Below are 17,071 nucleotides of genomic sequence, written 5' to 3' on the forward strand. Positions count from 1 at the left end.
TTAGTATATTAATAGTGAAAACATAATGCTAATATGAAACTACTCTTTTTCAAAAAATAATTTATTAGGGGGAAGATTCATGAAAAAGAAAAGTTTAGCGTTAGTGTTAGCGACAGGAATGGCAGTTACAACGTTTGGAGGGACAGGCTCTGCTTTTGCAGATTCTAAAAATGTGCTCTCTACGAAGAAGTACAATGAGACAGTACAGTCACCGGAGTTTGTTTCTGGGGATTTAACTGAAGCAACTGGTAAGAAAGCGGAATCTGTTGTGTTTGATTACTTAAATGCAGCAAAAGGTGATTATAAGTTAGGGGAAAAGAGTGCGCAAGATTCTTTCAAAGTGAAACAAGCGAAGAAAGATGCTGTAACTGATTCAACAGTATTACGTCTGCAACAAGTATACGAAGGAGTACCTGTATGGGGTTCTACGCAAGTAGCTCACGTAAGTAAAGATGGTTCTTTAAAAGTATTGTCTGGAACAGTTGCACCTGATTTAGACAAAAAAGAAAAGTTGAAAAATAAAAATAAGATCGAAGGCGCAAAAGCAATTGAAATTGCGCAAAAAGATTTAGGGGTAACACCTAAATATGAGGTAGAACCAAAAGCGGACTTATATGTATATCAAAACGGTGAAGAAACAACATATGCATACGTTGTAAATTTAAACTTCTTAGAGCCAAGCCCAGGAAACTACTACTATTTTATTGAAGCAGATAGCGGTAAAGTATTAAATAAATATAATAAATTGGATCATGTAGCAAATGAAGATAAGTCACCAGTTAAGCAAGAGGCACCTAAACAAGAAGCGAAACCGGCTGTAAAGCCTGTAACAGGCACAAATGCAGTGGGTACTGGTAAAGGTGTATTAGGAGATACGAAGTCACTTAATACAACGTTATCTGCATCATCTTACTATTTACAAGATAATACGCGCGGAGCAACGATTTTCACATATGATGCGAAAAACCGCTCAACATTACCAGGTACGTTATGGGTAGATGCGGATAATGTTTTCAATGCAGCGTATGATGCAGCGGCAGTAGATGCTCATTACTATGCGGGTAAAACATATGATTACTATAAAGCTACTTTTAATAGAAACTCTATTAATGATGCAGGAGCGCCATTAAAATCAACAGTTCATTATGGAAGTAGATATAATAATGCGTTCTGGAATGGCTCTCAAATGGTATACGGAGATGGTGATGGTGTAACATTCACTTCATTGTCTGGTGGAATTGATGTAATTGGCCATGAATTAACGCATGCTGTTACAGAGTATAGCTCAGATTTAATCTATCAAAATGAATCAGGAGCATTAAATGAAGCTATTTCAGATGTTTTTGGTACTTTAGTAGAATTCTATGATAACCGTAACCCAGATTGGGAAATTGGTGAAGATATTTATACGCCTGGTAAAGCAGGAGATGCGCTTCGCTCTATGAGTGACCCTACTAAGTATGGTGATCCAGATCATTATTCTAAGCGTTACACTGGTACTAGTGATAACGGTGGAGTTCATACAAACAGTGGTATTATTAATAAACAAGCTTATTTATTAGCAAATGGCGGTACACATTACGGTGTAACTGTAACTGGTATCGGTAAAGATAAGCTAGGTGCAATTTACTACCGTGCAAACACACAATATTACACGCAATCTACTACATTTAGTCAAGCGCGTGCTGGTGCAGTACAAGCTGCAGCTGATTTATATGGTGCGAACTCTGCTGAAGTAAATGCAGTTAAGCAATCATTTAGTGCTGTTGGTATTAACTAACGATTTAAAGGATAGCTATTAATAAAATACCTCAAAAATAAAGAAGGAGCCTATGCTCCTTCTTTATTTTTTTCTCCATTTTTTCCACAAATAATATAATCCGATACAACCTGCGATTGTCACAATCCACTTCGCTTCATTTGTTCCATTCATGACATGATATGCCGAATATACTTCAATCAATAAAGCCGGTATTTTACCTATTGTACTGGCAATACTGAAGGATAGTAATGACATTTTACCTAGAGCTGCAAATAAAGTAACGATACTGGATGGGATGAAAGGTATCAATCGGAATGATAGGACGAGTAGAAAGGCCTCTCTACCTTCTACATAAAGTAGGCGTTCTACCTTTGGGTACTTATTTACTTTGCTGTGAGTGAATTTCTGAAGGCCTATACGATAAATATAAAACGAGATAATAGCCCCTAATGCCTCACCTGCGATCGAAATAATAGTTCCATTTGCTACACCGAAGAGCTGTATGTTAATAGCTGTCAAAAAAATACTAGGGATAAAACCTAAAAGACTGATGATGATGTTAATTAAGATACTAAGTGGAATTGCGATTGAATAATAGTCTGTTAAGAAGTTTTGAATTGTTTCAGCCATTGTTTAAAATCCTTTATCTTTTTTTGCATTACACCATATTTCCATTGTATAGGCAAGTGCAAATTTACATAATGTAGAAAAACGCTAAAAAACACCATTATTATACCTCATATGGGTATTAGGTATATAAAGTGAGGGGTATATTTTGTTTTTTAAAAAAATAAAAATAAAGCCTTTGTTTAAAAGGTTAATAGATAGTTTTATGGGGAGGTTTAATTCGGGAAATAATCATAAAAACATAGGGGTATATTTATGTAAGAGGTAAAAATAGCGGTTTTATGAAAAACGGGTGGTAATATGGCAAAATAGATGAGGAATTTGAAAAATGTGTATGTTTTTTCGATGTGAAATTGACTTTTAGTGAAGTTACGATAATAATCATGAAAGAGGTGATATGATGAAACGAATAAGTAGTCTTTTCGTGAGTAGTTTATTGGCACTCATGCTGATCTTAAGTGGATGTGCAGGAAAAGAACAAAAAACAGAGAAACAAACAGGGAATCAATCGGCATCAGTAGAAAAAATTAGTGATAATATTTTAGATGAAATGGAAGGGCCACCTAAAAATGGTCATACGATTGAAAGACATGTAGGCAAATCAGAAGAAGATTTAAAGAATCGCTTGAAGACAGATAAAGTATCAGCAGCAAGTACATACTATGACAAGGAAACGGCAACGAAAGCTGTAAAAGATAGTTTGAAGCAGCATGATAAGGAAATTCAAGATTGGTTAAAAAATTCTAAAGAGGCTCGTCTCGTATTAAATACAACACATTCATTCCCGGTTGGAAAAACGGTAATAAAGAAAAATATGAATGTAAAAGACAAGTTAGTCAAAACTGTTACTGTTTTAGCAAGAGATAAGTCAGGGGATTTAGGATATAAGATCATTACTTCTTATCCATCTGATAAATAAGAAGGGGGAGTAAATATGTATACGACATTACAATATTTTTTCAAATCGTATTGTACGTTAAGTATCCATGAAGATGAAATAGTAGGCGTGATGGAAGAGTTTATAGAGCAAGAAGACGAAGAAATTGTTTTGAAATTACGCGATGAATTATTATATATGAAGAAAAAGGATGTTTGGGAAGAGGCGTGCGTATTAGCTGCGAAGCAAGGAAATCGTATGTGGTCGTTAGAAGAAACGAAAGACCATCTTGCAACCTTTTTAGTATTATTGCAAAAGAAAAAGGCGTGATCTACTCACGCCTTTTTCTTTTTGGAATTTGTTCGTTTAATAGTGTCTTATTGTTTTGGAGCGCTTTTATATACGCTTTTTGAAATTTGCCCATTAGATATTACTTCACCGTTTTGTGTAACTTTTTTATATGTAACTGCTGTTATTTTATCATTAGTCCTACTAATTACTTGAGAAGAAACTTCAACATTTTTACCAGTATTTGTGCCGAAAATACGTGTAGTAATACTACCTCCATTTGAAAATGCTTGAATATAAATATGATTGCCTGTATTGTTTTTAAATTTTAAATCTGGACCATAATCTGCTACTGCTGCATCTTGCCCAAGTGGTAAATAATTTACGGGCATAGAATGGTTGCTTCGAGAAACAATTCCTAAATCTGCTCTTAAAGCTGCGCTATATAAAGTACTACTCACTTGGCAAACGCCTCCGCCTGCACTTTGTATAACTTTCCCTTGTGAATATACAGCTGCGGATTTATAACCATGAGCAGCATCCGTTACGCCAACGCGGCCATTAAAACTAAATGTTTCATCAGGTGCGACAATCACTCCACTTAAAGTATTAGCTGACTTATTTACGTTAAAGGATTGATTCCCATTACGGCCAGCCATTGGAGTTGAATATTCAGCAATTACTTCTTTAATCCCCATTTTCTGTATATCTTCTGTAGAACGTTCAGGCTTTAATAGTGTAACGGGTAATGTAACGTCAGATGTGCCAGAAGTAATGGCTTGCCGCGTTAAATCAGTTAACTTTTCTTTATCGATTTTTTCTCCATTTTGGCTCTGGCTAATATTTACTGTAGTGCCTTCAATACTTAATTCTGCATTAACAGGATTTTTTAATGTTTCATTATATTTATCCTTCATAAAGCTTTTATAAGCAGTTGTATTTAATTGAGGTGTTAATTTATAGTCACGTTTTAATTCACCGTTCTCAGCTTGTTTCCGCATTTTGTAACGATTTATTGCGTTGCCTTCTTGTTCTTTAAAGATTTTGTCGATAATATCTTTTTCTTTATAATTTATCCCTAAATCTTTCCATGTGTAAGTTTGTTTATCGTTTTGGAATATGTACGTAAGTGATTTTTGATCTAATTCAGTGATTTTTTGATTAATAATAGCTTGAATATCTTTTTTATTTTTTCCATCGAGAGAAATACCTTCAAATGTAGTATTGGGTAATGCAGTAGTATCTAATTGATTATTTAGTTTGGATACATATTGATATCCGCCAACACCGCCAACACAAAGTAATATGCCTCCAGCAATTGCAGAACCGATCAGTATTTTACTTAGCTTCATTTATTTCCCCCCAGAAATTTTTGTATAAATATATGTATTACATTTTTTGTATAAAAATGATGAAAATAACATTATGTACGTACTAGTATACTATTATTTTGACTATGTGTGTAATGTTTTTATAAAAAATGTTACACTGTTGTAATAATTGTCTCTTTTTGTCACAATGTGTACGAAAAATATGTTGAAAATTATAATAAAAAGGCTGTCTAGAAAGTTCTAGCAGCCTTTTTATTATAATTTTTTATGTTCATTTTTATTCGTAACACCGAGATGTTCTTGTAGTGTTGTCGAAATCGTATTGACGCTTTTTTCGTTTGGAACGTAATAATAAATACCACCTATATATTTATCAGTACCTTCTACTTGCATTTTGTCCATTTTTAAATTGGAATCCATTGAATTTTTTGCAATTGTCATCATATCATCAAAAGTTAAATTTGTTTTTAAGTCTTTATCGACAGCGTCTAATAGACCACCGATCTTATTAATGGAATTAAGTGATAGTGCTTTTTGAGCGATAGCTTCTAAAACAAGTTGTTGTCGTTGACCGCGCATATAATCACTATCGATATGACGAGTTCTTGCTAGTGCCAGTGCTTCCTCTCCATTTAAATGTTGACGTCCCTTTTTAAGGTGAACTGCATCTGCTTCATCTTTACTATTTTGTTCTGTGAACTCCACTGGAACATCTACAGTAATCCCACCAAGAGAATCAACAATTTTGATAAAGGATTTAAAGTTGAATTTTACATAGTAGTCAACTGGAACATCTAAAAAGTTCTCTACCGTATCAATCGTGCTATCTACACCACCGAATACGTGCGCATGTGTAATTTTATCGTATTTATCACGTGATTTAATATAGACACGTGAATCACGTGGAATACTGACAAGCTTAACAGATTTATCGTTTTTATTAATTGTGGCAAGTAATAGTGCATCTGTACGAGTGGCTTTCCCATAATTCTTGTCCCTAATATCACTTTCATCAACACCCATAATAAGTATGGAAATGTTGTCAGTCATAGGTTTAACGGCTTTTTCACGTTTGCTGGATTTATCTCCGCGACCAAGTTCAGAATAGGCATTACTTAAAATTGATTTTGCTTTACTGTATATATGGAAGGAGTATCCCCCTGCTCCAAGTGCTATAATCAGTAATGGAATAAGAAGGAACCAAAGTAGACGTTTTTTCTTTGAGCGTCCTTTTTTGGCTCGAGTATCTTTGTTCATATCGGATTTCATCATTTTTTCTCCTTTAAAACTATCAAAGTGTATACATCTAGAAGCGCATTTAAACACATAAAAAATATTGTACGCTAAATAAAAGCGATTGTACATGTATAAAAAATAGATGTCTTGATTATTTATCCGGTAAATACCCGATTGGTGAGGGCTAATAATTAGAGTAGGGATAGCCGAATCTGATTAAAGTTTCATTTTATAAGACACCTATTCGTTATTGTATACAAAAGATAGGGATAAGAAAATGATAAAATTTTACCTAATTACAACATAATGCTTACGATAATTGCAGATAAAATGCTAACGAGAGTAGCTCCATATAGTAATTTAAGGCCAAATCTGGCAACAACGTTTCCTTGTTCTTCGTTTAACCCTTTTACCGCACCTGAAATAATGCCGATAGAAGAAAAGTTGGCAAAAGAAACGAGGAAGACAGAAATAATACCAACTGTACGAGGAGAAAGGCTATTAGAGATTTTACTAAGGTCCATCATTGCTACAAATTCATTTGTTACAAGCTTCGTTGCCATAATGCTACCAGCTGTGACAATTTCAGAACTTGGTACACCGATAAGGAATGCAACAGGCGCAAAGATGTAGCCGATTAATTGCTGGAAAGTAATGCCGAATATAATGAGGAATAGATCATTAATGCAGCTAATTAATGCGACGAATCCGATAAGCATAGCGCCGACAACGATAGCTACGCGAAAGCCATCTAAAATGTATTCTCCAAGCATTTCAAAAAAGCTTTGCTTTTCGCCTTTAATCTCTAAAATATCTTCGTCATCTTTAACGTCGTAAGGGTTAATGATAAGTACGATAATAAAACCGCTAAATAAATTGAGAACGAGTGCGGTTACTACATATTTAGGTTCAATCATTGTCATATAGGCACCTACGATAGACATAGATACGGTTGACATGGCAGATGCACAAAGTGTATAAAGACGGTGTTTTGGAATTTGAGCTAATTGTTTTTTGACCGTAATAAAAACTTCTGATTGGCCGACAATGGCAGAGGCGATAGCATTATAAGATTCTAATTTCCCAAGACCATTTATTTTGCTGAGGAAGTAACCGATCCAACGAATAAAAAATGGTAGTATTTTGAAATGTTGTAGTATACCAATTAAGACGGAAATAAAGACAATTGGTAATAAGACAGTAAGGAAAAAGGGCATTTCACCTTTATTGGCAAGGCCGCCAAATACGAAGTTTATACCATCAGCAGCATACTCGAGTAGTTTTGTAAACAAACTGGAGATGACCCGAATAAGTATGAGACCGATTTCTGTATTCAATAATAAATAGGTTAAAATTAACTGTATAAGAAGCATGATGAAAATAGGTTTCAATTTAATATGCTTCTTATTGTTACTAGCGATATAAGCAAGGAAGAAGACGACGATAAGTCCTACGAAAAAAGTAATAAATTTCATAGTAAGCCCCCTAAAAGAGATATTCTGCTATATATGTTTTTCATTTCAAGGGAGAATATGCATCTTTGGTAAAGAAAGGAATAAAGAAGTCATGAATATAAGTAGAGTGCATCACGTTGCAATTATTTGTTCGAATTATGAAGTGTCAAAGGATTTTTATACTAGGATATTGGGTTTTAAAGCGATAAATGAAGTATATAGAAAGGAAAGAGATTCTTATAAGTTAGATTTATGTGTAGGAAAAGAGTATCAAATTGAATTATTTTCATTTCCGAATCCGCCGAAGCGCCCGAGCTTCCCAGAAGCGGCTGGACTTAGACATTTAGCATTTGCTGTTACAAATATAGAAGAAGCCGTGCAACATTTAAGTCAATGTGGCGTTGAAACTGAGGCGATACGTATTGATGAGATAACCGGGAAAAAATTTGTTTTTTTCCAAGACCCTGACGGTCTACCGTTAGAATTGTATGAGGTTTGAAATTGGTGAATTTTATATAGGGTTGCTTTTGAGTAAATGAAGAAACTAAAGTGAAACTTCTTTTTTAAAGGAGGTGTCACTTTAGCTAAGAAAGCTAAAGGATATATGTGGATATTTTAAAATTACTGATGGTAGTCATTCTTATTGCATTAACAGGTTTTTTTGTAGCTGTTGAGTTTGCAATTATTAAGGTGCGTAGCAGTCGTATTGACCAACTCGTTAGTGAGAAACGACGAGGAGCATTGGCAGCAAAAAAAGTAACTTCAAATTTAGATGAATATTTATCAGCATGTCAGTTAGGTATTACCATTACCGCTTTAGGGCTTGGGTGGTTAGGCGAGCCGACTATAAAACATTTACTAGAGCCGTTGTTTTTAAAACTACACCTATCTTCTGCAATTGCAAGTACCGTTTCATTTATTATTGCTTTTGCAGTTATTACGTTTTTACATGTTGTTATTGGTGAACTTGCTCCTAAGACGTTCGCCATACAAAGAGCAGAGCAAGTTAGCTTATTATTATCGAAACCACTTATTTATTTTTACCGAGTAATGTATCCGTTTATTTGGGCTTTAAATGGTTCAGCAAGGCTTGTAACAGGGTTATTCGGATTACATCCGGCTTCTGAACATGAAGTTGCTCATTCGGAAGAAGAATTACGATTAATCTTATCTGAGAGTTATGAGAGTGGAGAGATTAATCAAAGGGAATTTAAATATGTAAATAATATTTTTGAATTTGATAATAGAGTGGCAAAGGAAATTATGGTGCCTCGTACGGAAGTTGTAGGTTTATATGAGGACGAACCATTTGAAACACATATTAAAATAATCGCACAAGAAAAATATACGAGGTATCCTGTATTTGGTGAAGATAAAGATGAAATCATTGGAATGGTTAATGTAAAGGATTTATTTATTCGTTATATGGATGGTAATCGGGACGAGGAGTGCTCGATTATGCCATATACAAGGCCGGTCATTGAAGTGCTAGAAAATATTCCAATTCATGATTTACTATTACAAATGCAAAGAAAACACATTCCATTAGCTGTGTTGTATGATGAATATGGTGGTACAGCTGGGATTGTTACATTAGAAGATATTTTAGAAGAAATTGTTGGGGAAATTCGAGATGAATACGATGAAGATGAACACCCGCCTATAGAGCATATAAGTGAAGGGTGTAAAATCGTAGAGGGGAAAGTGCTTATTAGTGAAGTAAATGATTTATTTGGCATACACTTAATCGCTGATGATGTAGATACAATTGGTGGGTGGATTATGGTACAAAAGCAAATCGTTGCTGAAGGAGATATTATTGAAAAACACGGCTTTTCTTTTAAAGTTCTGGAAAAAGATATGCATCAAATTAAACGAGTGGAAATAAAGAAGGGAGAAGAATGATTTTCTATAAAAGGTATATATAGAAAATTAAATGTTTGCGCTTTCAAAAGAGGTACTATATAGTGAAGGTGGACACTGAAAAATTCTTCTGAATGATACTCGTATTTTTAGAGGGCGAATTTTTTAAATAGGGATTTAGAATGAAAAGTATAGGTGATGAAAATGATAGCAACGAAGGATATACGTATAGAAAAAGATTTTTTAGGTGAAAAGGAAGTACCAAGTAGAGCTTATTACGGTGTACAAACATTACGTGCGGTAGAAAACTTCCCGATTACAGGATATCGCATCCATCCGTCACTCATTACGGCAATGGCAATTGTGAAAAAAGCGGCGGCACTTGCAAATATCGATACTGGTTACTTAGCGAAAGACATTGGGCACGAAATTGCAGAGACAGCGCAAGAAATTGTTGATGGGAAATTTCATGATCAATTTATCGTAGATCCAATTCAGGGCGGTGCTGGAACTTCTATTAATATGAATACGAATGAAGTAATTGCTAATCGAGCGTTAGAACGTATGGGATATGAAAAAGGCGAGTATGCAAAAATTAGCCCAAATACGCATGTAAACATGGCTCAGTCAACGAATGATGCGTTTCCAACGGGAATTCATATTGCAACTCTTATGATGTTAGAAGAACTTCTTATTACAATGGAAGAACTTCATGCTGCTTTCCGTGCAAAAGCAAACGAGTTCGATCACGTCATTAAAATGGGACGTACGCATTTACAAGATGCTGTTCCGATTCGTCTTGGACAAGAATTTGAAGCGTATAGCAGAGTGCTTGCGCGTGATATAAAAAGAATTAAACAATCTCGCCAACATTTATATGAAGTGAATATGGGGGCGACAGCTGTTGGTACGGGATTAAATGCAAACCCTACCTACATTGAACAAGTGGTTAAACACTTACGAACATTTAGCGGATTCCCACTTGTTGGTGCAGAGCATTTAGTTGATGCAACACAAAATACAGATGCATACACAGAAGTATCTGCAGCGTTAAAAGTATGTATGATGAATATGTCTAAAATTGCGAACGACCTTCGTATTATGGCATCTGGTCCACGTGTTGGATTGGCGGAAATTCAATTACCAGCTCGTCAACCAGGTTCATCTATTATGCCGGGTAAAGTAAATCCTGTTATGGCAGAAGTAATTAATCAAGTCGCTTTCCAAGTAATTGGTAATGATCATACAATTTGCTTAGCGTCAGAAGCAGGACAACTGGAGCTCAACGTAATGGAGCCTGTGCTTGTATTTAATTTAATTCAATCTATTAGCATTATGAATAACGGATTCCGTGTATTCCGTGAATATTGTATTAAAGGAATTACAGCAAATGAAGAACTGCTGAAGCAATATGTTGAGAAAAGTGTTGGAATTATTACAGCAGTTAACCCTCATATTGGTTATGAAGCAGCATCTCGCATTGCACGTGAAGCAATTGAAACAGGAAAATCTGTTAGGGAGCTATGTTTAGAGCATGGTGTACTGACAGAAGAAGAATTGGATATTATTTTAGATCCATTCGAAATGACGCATCCTGAAATTGCTGGGGCTTCTTTATTAAAGGATAAGAAGATGTAATGTGAAAAACACCGATCCATTTGGATCGGTGTTTTATTTTTAAAAGATATTAAATACAGCGTTTAATTGAAGTAAGCTAATGATAGCTAAGAAGATTAAACTGTATTTCATTGCTGTTTTAAATAGGGCAGATTCTTTACCAACTAGTCCAACTGCTGCACAAGCAACTGCTACAGATTGAGGTGAAACCATTTTTGCCATTGTACCACCTACTACGTTTAAGGCAACAAGAGTAGAAGGAACGATGTTTAATTGATCTGCAGTTACTGCTTGAAGCGGTGCGAATAATGAACCACTTGATACTACTGATCCTGTAATGAATACGCCGATCCATCCTAAGATTGGAGAAAGAATTGGGAATGCATTACCAGTAGAAGAGAATGCAAGTCCAAGTGTAGATGACATACCAGAGTAGTTTTCTACGTAAGCTAACGCGATAACGCTACAGATTGTATATACTGGAGCTTTTAGCTCTTTCATTGTTTCAACCATTAATTCTTTAACCATTTTACCTTTAACGCGGTACACGATAAGTGAAACGATAATTGCTAATACGATTGCAGTAGTTGTAGATGAGAATACATCAAATTTGAAAACAGCTGCGAAAGGTGTATCAGCTTTTGTAATTGGTGTAGTTTTCATAACAGCGTTATGAAGACCAGGGAATTGAATGTTAAACACTAGGTTTGCTAGTGCGCCATCCGGAGCAAATAAAGCTTTAATTGGTTTTAAATTAAAGATTGTTACGAATGCAGTTAAGAATACGAATGGAGACCAAGCATATAAAATTTGATTGAATGTATGAGATTCTTTTTCTTCTTGTTTTTCTTCTTTAGTAGAAGATTTTGGCTGCCAAACACGTAAGAATAATGCAAGAGAGATCATACTTACAACGGCTGCGAAAATATTAGTAAGTTCTGCACCTAAGAAGTAAGTTACAACGAACTGAGTAATTGCGAAAGAAATACCACTTACAAGAATACCTTGCCAAGTTTCTTTAATACCTTTAATTCCATCGACCATTGAAACAAGTAAGAAAGGTAATACAATACTAATGAATGGTAAAATAAGAACAGTTTGACGACCGATAGTTAATGCATCAAGTTCAGTTAATTGTGCTGGTACTGTAACTGGGATACCCATAGCACCCATAGCACCACCAGCGATATTAGCTACTAAACAAATACCTGCTGCTTTTAATGGGTTAAAGCCCATACCTACAAGTAGTGCAGCTGTAATAGCAACTGGAACACCTAGACCAGCTGCGCCTTCTAAGAAAGCACCGAAAGAATAAGCAATTAATAATACTTGTAAACGTTGATCATTTGTAATACTTGAAATGCTATCACGAATGATGTTGAATTGTTCTGTTTTAACAGTTAATTTGTAAAGGAAAATTGCTGCGATAACGATAGTACATATTGGATAAAATCCAGATAAAATACCGAATCCGGCAGATGCTACAGCTACTGTTGCTGGCATTTTATAAACGAATATAGCAAGAATAATAGCGACAATCACACTGTAAAGACCAGCGATATAACTTTTCATTTTTAGTCCCATTAAACAAATGATGAAGCAGAAAATTGGAAGTGCTGCGATTAGAGCAGATAACCAAATATTGTTTAATGGGTCATAAATTTGTGTCCAAGTACTCATAATAATGACAACTCCTATCTATTTTATGTGAAGAAATTCACATTATTTGTGAAACTATTCACAATCAACTTACATGCTTAGTATATTCTCCTTCAACACTATTGTCAACGTGAAAAAGTATAATTATTCCATAATAGTGTTAAAAGAAACATTTTGTTCATAAAGTAGACAAAAAGCCCACCCAAGTCTATTTGAGTGGGCGGGATAAATTATTTGCATATTCTTTTCTTTCAGTTGTTTATATATTATTGATTCTACAGTTCTCTAGTAGAGATCGTCTTTTTATCGAATATGAGAAAGTATGTTGAAGTATGTAATATTTGCTAGGTTGGTACAGCTTGCCTCATTTAATCAAGTAAGAAAGGGGAAATAAATACATTTAATAGGAAGGATTTCATCACAGTTTAAGCTATTGAATACTATTTAAAAAGCAGTAAGTTAAAATTTAATGTTATGATATCTCTTTTTACTGAAAATTCCTTTTAGCGTAACAAAGAGGTTAAATATAACCCAAATACGTTACGATAGGTTATCAATTATAGACGGTATTTTACAATATCATTACTGCACGTTGCAATGAGGTGAAAATATAACAAAAAGCCTGATAAAACAACGTTTGCAAGCAAAGTATTTGCAGTCCGTTATTTTGCTTTTTCGTTATATCATATAGTATAATATTCAAAATCAGCAAGGAATTTTTCCTGAGTTCTTTGTTGGTTAAGGTGGAAAAAATTTTCAGCTTTATAGGTTGATAAAGTTATGTCGTAACAGGAAATATAAGAACAGATATATAAATAAATAAAAAGAAAATAAAAACGAAAATGAGGGGAACTTTATGAGCCAAAATCAATTCGAATGTCATATTTCAGAAGAAGATGTACAAATGTTAAGAGCGTTAGCGCATCCGTTGCGTCTACGCCTAGTAATGGAACTAATGCAACGTGGAACATGTAATGTAACACAATTACAGGAAGTGTTAGAAATTCCGCAATCAACAGTTTCGCAACATTTAACGAAATTAAAACAAAATAAAGTAGTACGCTTTGAACGACGAGGACTAGAAGTGTATTATCAAATTCATAATGATAAAGTAAGTGAAGTAGTAAAAACATTATTTTCTTAAAATTTGAATATTATGGAAAAAGACGTATAGGATATACGTCTTTTTTTATTTGTCAGAAAGGTAACATGAGAGAAAATGTTGGAATGTAAGGAAGAAAAGGCTATTAATTAACATGCTGCTATATGGAATATATTCTAAAGGGAAAAGAAAAGATAGAAAGGAGTGTAGCAAGTAAAAGGAGGAATGGTAGTATGGATGTAAAACGTGTGAAACAAATTTTATCTTCTTCAAGTAGGATTGACGTTACATATGAGGGCGTACCAGTATGGATTGAGAGCTGTGACGAGCAGAGCGGGGTTGCTCAAGTGTATGATGTATCTAATCCTGGAGAAAGCGTTCACGTGAACGTGACGGCTTTAGAGGAGAAGTAATAGAAAAGACGCTTCTGATTTTAGAAGCGTCTGTTTTTGTATTATTCCATCATACTCGCAACTTTTTTAGAGAAGAGAAGGAGTACAAGTCCTAAGACGATAACGATAATGCCAATACTTGCAAATACTTCAAGGTATCCTAATGATTGTGTAAAGGAAGCAAGTTTACCAGCTAACCAGTTAGCCATACCTGAACCAGCTAACCATACACCCATTAGTAATGATGCTAATTTAACAGGTGCAATTGCACTTACCATTGATAGACCGATTGGTGATAAGAATAGTTCTCCAATTGTATGGAACATATAAGTGATAACGATGAATAATAAGTTTGCTTTAACAGTTATATCAGCTTCACTACTTCCAGTTTTTAGAACCGCTAATGTTAAAACAAGGTAACCTATACCTAGTAAAATCATACCAAATGCCATTTTTGTTGGTATTTTTAAATCGCCACGCTTTGATTTAGAAAGTTTTAACCATAGCATAGATACGAATGGTGCAAGTAGTACGATGAACGCTGGATTAACGGATTGGAACCAAGATGTTGGAATTTCCCATCCAAAAATTGTACGATCAACAAATTTATCTGTATAAAGTGTTAAAGAACTACCAGCTTGTTCAAAGCCTGCCCAGAAGAATACTACGAAACAAGTTAAAATTACAATTGCCCAAGTGCGGTTTTTTTCTTGTTTTGTTAAAGGTTTCTTTTCGACTGCAGGTTGATTTTTTGTTTTTTTACCAACAACTGTTGTTCCTGCTGTACCAAGATAGCGAGGAGCTAATAAGTTGAAAACAATTTGTCCAATAATCATACCGATACAAGCTGCTAAGAATCCGTATTTATATCCCATAACCATAACGCCATCAACGCTTGTTTTAAAGAAATCTTCTGCTAAAAATCCACAAATAAGTGGAGCGAAGAAAGCACCTACGTTAATACCCATATAGAAGATAGTAAATGCACTGTCACGACGTGAATCATTTTCACTATACAATTCACCTAACAGTGTAGAAATATTTGGTTTGAAGAACCCATTACCAATAACTAATAGTATTAATCCTAGAAATAGTCCTGTTTTTGTATTCATTGAGAATAGTACAAAGTTGCCGATTGCCATAATAATTCCGCCGAGAGTAATGGCATGACGTCTTGTAATATAATGATCCGTTAGCCATCCACCTATAATTGGCATGAAATATACTGCCGCTGTAAAAGTACCATATAATTGCACTGCAAACGCCTTATCAAATCCTAACCCGCCACTAACCGCAGCAGTCGTTAAATAAAGAACTAAAAGGCCACGCATTCCATAATAACTAAATCTTTCCCACATTTCTGTTAAGAACAACAAGTACAATCCTGGTGGATGTTTTTTTGGTGATTGTTGCTCTCCAGCTTTGTCTAATTTTAAAGCTGCATCCATTTTTGTTTCCCCCTAATCCTGTATAACGGATATTTATGTAATCATTTTAATTTACAAAATATTTAGAAGTCAATAGAATTATATGGAAATAGAAAGAAAATTTCTAAAAAATTTCTATTGTTCCTCGACCGTTACTGTATTTTGCCCTGAAAATGAGATGATAAGCGTTTTCAAATGTAATAATTGAATTCTAAAAGAAAATAAAATAGTGATTAATCAGAAAATTTAGATTAAAATATTTATTCTGATATAGAGAAAATATATTCTATTTACTTTTATAATATAACATATTGGGAATAAAAATACAAAACGAAATAATGTGACATTTAAGTGAATTGAAAAATAACCAGCTCCACAGAAGGGGAGCTGGTTAAGGAAATACTATTTAACAAAGCGTTTTTCGATATCATCTAATAGTAGGTTAGCAGCCATTACACCGCCAGCAGTATTCCAAATCACATCGTCAACTTTGTATGCTTTATTATTTTTCACTGCATTTAAATTTTTAAATAGTGGATCATTGATATATTCTTTTTCTAATTCAGAGCCTTTTTTCTCATTTCCTTTATCGAATGTGAAGTAGAACAATACATCGCCATCCATTGCAGAAATACGTTCTTTAGATACGTTACGCTCTGCGAAGTCATCTTTATTTTGATCACCAGGACGTTTAAATCCAAGTTCTTTTAAAATAACACCAGAGAATGTATCACCATGATAAATACGAACATCACCAGGCATGAAGCGAACCATAGAGATTTCTTGATTTACTTTATCACCTAGTTTGGCTTTTAAATCTTTCATACGTTTATCGTAATCAGCTAAAACCTTTTGGCCTTCTTTTTCTTTATTTAATGCTTTCGCATAAAACTTGAAGTTATCTTTCCATTCACCGCGTAATGTTTCAGAGAACACAGTAGGTGCAATTGCTTTTAGTTGCTCGTACACTTTTTCGTGACGCATTTTGTTACCGATAATTAAGTCTGGTTTTAAAGAAGCGATTGTTTCTACGTTCACTTGTCCTTCATCACCAACAACTTTTACATCTTTCATTTTATCTTTAATATGTGGATACCATGGATCACCAGTCCAAGATTTTACAGCACCAACTGGTTTAACACCTAATTCAAGTAAAGCTTCAGTTCCTTCGTTTGTTAAAATAACTACACGTTTTGGATTAGCAGGGACTTCTGTTTTACCCATTGCATGTTCCACAGGAATCATTTCTTTTTTCGTATCTTCTTTTGATTCTTCTTTCGTATTTGATTTTCCACAAGCACTTAAAAGTAGTGAAAAGGCTAATAAAAATACAAATACTGTAAACGATTTCTTTCGCATGAAATTCATTATGTACCCCCTACATAGTGAGAATTTTTTTCAATAGCAAGCATGATATTAAGCCTTTATCTTTAGAT

15 protein-coding genes are annotated in these 17,071 nt (G+C 34.5%); 8 read left to right on the plus strand and 7 right to left on the minus strand.

Annotated elements, in window-relative coordinates:
• Positions 1-79: 79 nt before the first annotated feature.
• Positions 80-1,780 carry a M4 family metallopeptidase gene (locus RCJ96_RS22300; RefSeq protein ID WP_416504374.1) on the plus strand — a complete coding sequence of 567 codons (1,701 nt, stop codon included), beginning with the start codon at positions 80-82 and terminating at the stop codon, positions 1,778-1,780.
• Positions 1,781-1,843: 63 nt separating this feature from the next.
• On the opposite strand, the gene RCJ96_RS22305 is transcribed toward RCJ96_RS22300, so the two are convergent.
• Entirely contained in the window at positions 1,844-2,392 is a 549-nt protein-coding gene (locus tag RCJ96_RS22305) for a TVP38/TMEM64 family protein (protein WP_074609054.1), read from the minus strand.
• A gap of 397 nt (positions 2,393-2,789) precedes the next feature.
• Between RCJ96_RS22305 and RCJ96_RS22310 the strand changes: the two genes are divergently transcribed.
• On the plus strand, positions 2,790-3,308 hold the full coding sequence (locus RCJ96_RS22310) for an RNase A-like domain-containing lipoprotein (protein ID WP_000822717.1): 519 nt from the start codon (positions 2,790-2,792) through the stop codon (positions 3,306-3,308).
• A 15-nt stretch (positions 3,309-3,323) separates the two neighbouring features.
• Complete coding sequence (locus RCJ96_RS22315; RefSeq protein ID WP_076869640.1) at positions 3,324-3,596, plus strand: hypothetical protein; 273 nt, start codon at positions 3,324-3,326, stop codon at positions 3,594-3,596.
• A 47-nt stretch (positions 3,597-3,643) separates the two neighbouring features.
• Here the strand turns inward: RCJ96_RS22315 and RCJ96_RS22320 are convergent, their stop codons facing one another.
• The 3 genes from RCJ96_RS22320 to RCJ96_RS22330 all read right to left on the minus strand — a co-directional run bounded on the left by RCJ96_RS22320 (position 3,644) and on the right by RCJ96_RS22330 (position 7,596).
• Positions 3,644-4,906, minus strand: coding sequence for a VanW family protein (locus RCJ96_RS22320; RefSeq protein ID WP_000777348.1), 1,263 nt, complete (start codon positions 4,904-4,906; stop codon positions 3,644-3,646).
• A 234-nt stretch (positions 4,907-5,140) separates the two neighbouring features.
• On the minus strand, positions 5,141-6,157 hold the full coding sequence (locus RCJ96_RS22325) for an LCP family protein (protein ID WP_416504375.1): 1,017 nt from the start codon (positions 6,155-6,157) through the stop codon (positions 5,141-5,143).
• A gap of 260 nt (positions 6,158-6,417) precedes the next feature.
• Complete coding sequence (locus RCJ96_RS22330; protein WP_416504376.1) at positions 6,418-7,596, minus strand: NupC/NupG family nucleoside CNT transporter; 1,179 nt, start codon at positions 7,594-7,596, stop codon at positions 6,418-6,420.
• A gap of 91 nt (positions 7,597-7,687) precedes the next feature.
• Between RCJ96_RS22330 and gloA2 the strand changes: the two genes are divergently transcribed.
• The 3 genes from gloA2 (at position 7,688) to aspA (ending at position 11,076) form a co-directional block, all read left to right on the plus strand.
• On the plus strand, positions 7,688-8,074 hold the full coding sequence (gene gloA2 / locus RCJ96_RS22335; RefSeq protein WP_001027459.1) for an SMU1112c/YaeR family gloxylase I-like metalloprotein: 387 nt from the start codon (positions 7,688-7,690) through the stop codon (positions 8,072-8,074).
• 107 nt (positions 8,075-8,181) lie between these two features.
• Positions 8,182-9,480, plus strand: coding sequence for a hemolysin family protein (locus RCJ96_RS22340; protein WP_000353305.1), 1,299 nt, complete (start codon positions 8,182-8,184; stop codon positions 9,478-9,480).
• A gap of 162 nt (positions 9,481-9,642) precedes the next feature.
• Positions 9,643-11,076: an aspartate ammonia-lyase gene (gene aspA, locus RCJ96_RS22345; protein WP_416504377.1), complete on the plus strand. Its 1,434-nt coding sequence runs from the start codon at positions 9,643-9,645 to the stop codon at positions 11,074-11,076.
• A gap of 39 nt (positions 11,077-11,115) precedes the next feature.
• Here aspA and RCJ96_RS22350 read toward each other — a convergent pair whose 3' ends face one another.
• Positions 11,116-12,735, minus strand: a complete 1,620-nt coding sequence (locus tag RCJ96_RS22350; protein ID WP_000109110.1) for an L-lactate permease — start codon at positions 12,733-12,735, stop codon at positions 11,116-11,118.
• An 835-nt stretch (positions 12,736-13,570) separates the two neighbouring features.
• Between RCJ96_RS22350 and RCJ96_RS22355 the strand changes: the two genes are divergently transcribed.
• Both RCJ96_RS22355 and RCJ96_RS22360 read left to right on the plus strand, forming a co-directional pair.
• Positions 13,571-13,858, plus strand: coding sequence for an ArsR/SmtB family transcription factor (locus RCJ96_RS22355; RefSeq protein WP_000081427.1), 288 nt, complete (start codon positions 13,571-13,573; stop codon positions 13,856-13,858).
• A 191-nt stretch (positions 13,859-14,049) separates the two neighbouring features.
• Positions 14,050-14,229, plus strand: coding sequence for an acid-soluble spore protein H (locus tag RCJ96_RS22360; protein ID WP_000382683.1), 180 nt, complete (start codon positions 14,050-14,052; stop codon positions 14,227-14,229).
• Positions 14,230-14,270: 41 nt separating this feature from the next.
• Here RCJ96_RS22360 and RCJ96_RS22365 read toward each other — a convergent pair whose 3' ends face one another.
• On the minus strand, positions 14,271-15,656 hold the full coding sequence (locus RCJ96_RS22365; RefSeq protein WP_000338322.1) for a peptide MFS transporter: 1,386 nt from the start codon (positions 15,654-15,656) through the stop codon (positions 14,271-14,273).
• A gap of 381 nt (positions 15,657-16,037) precedes the next feature.
• Positions 16,038-17,003, minus strand: coding sequence for an ABC transporter substrate-binding protein (locus RCJ96_RS22370; RefSeq protein ID WP_001010263.1), 966 nt, complete (start codon positions 17,001-17,003; stop codon positions 16,038-16,040).
• Positions 17,004-17,071 lie beyond the last annotated feature (68 nt).

The sequence above is a fragment of the Bacillus sp. BSL6 genome (assembly GCF_052928345.1).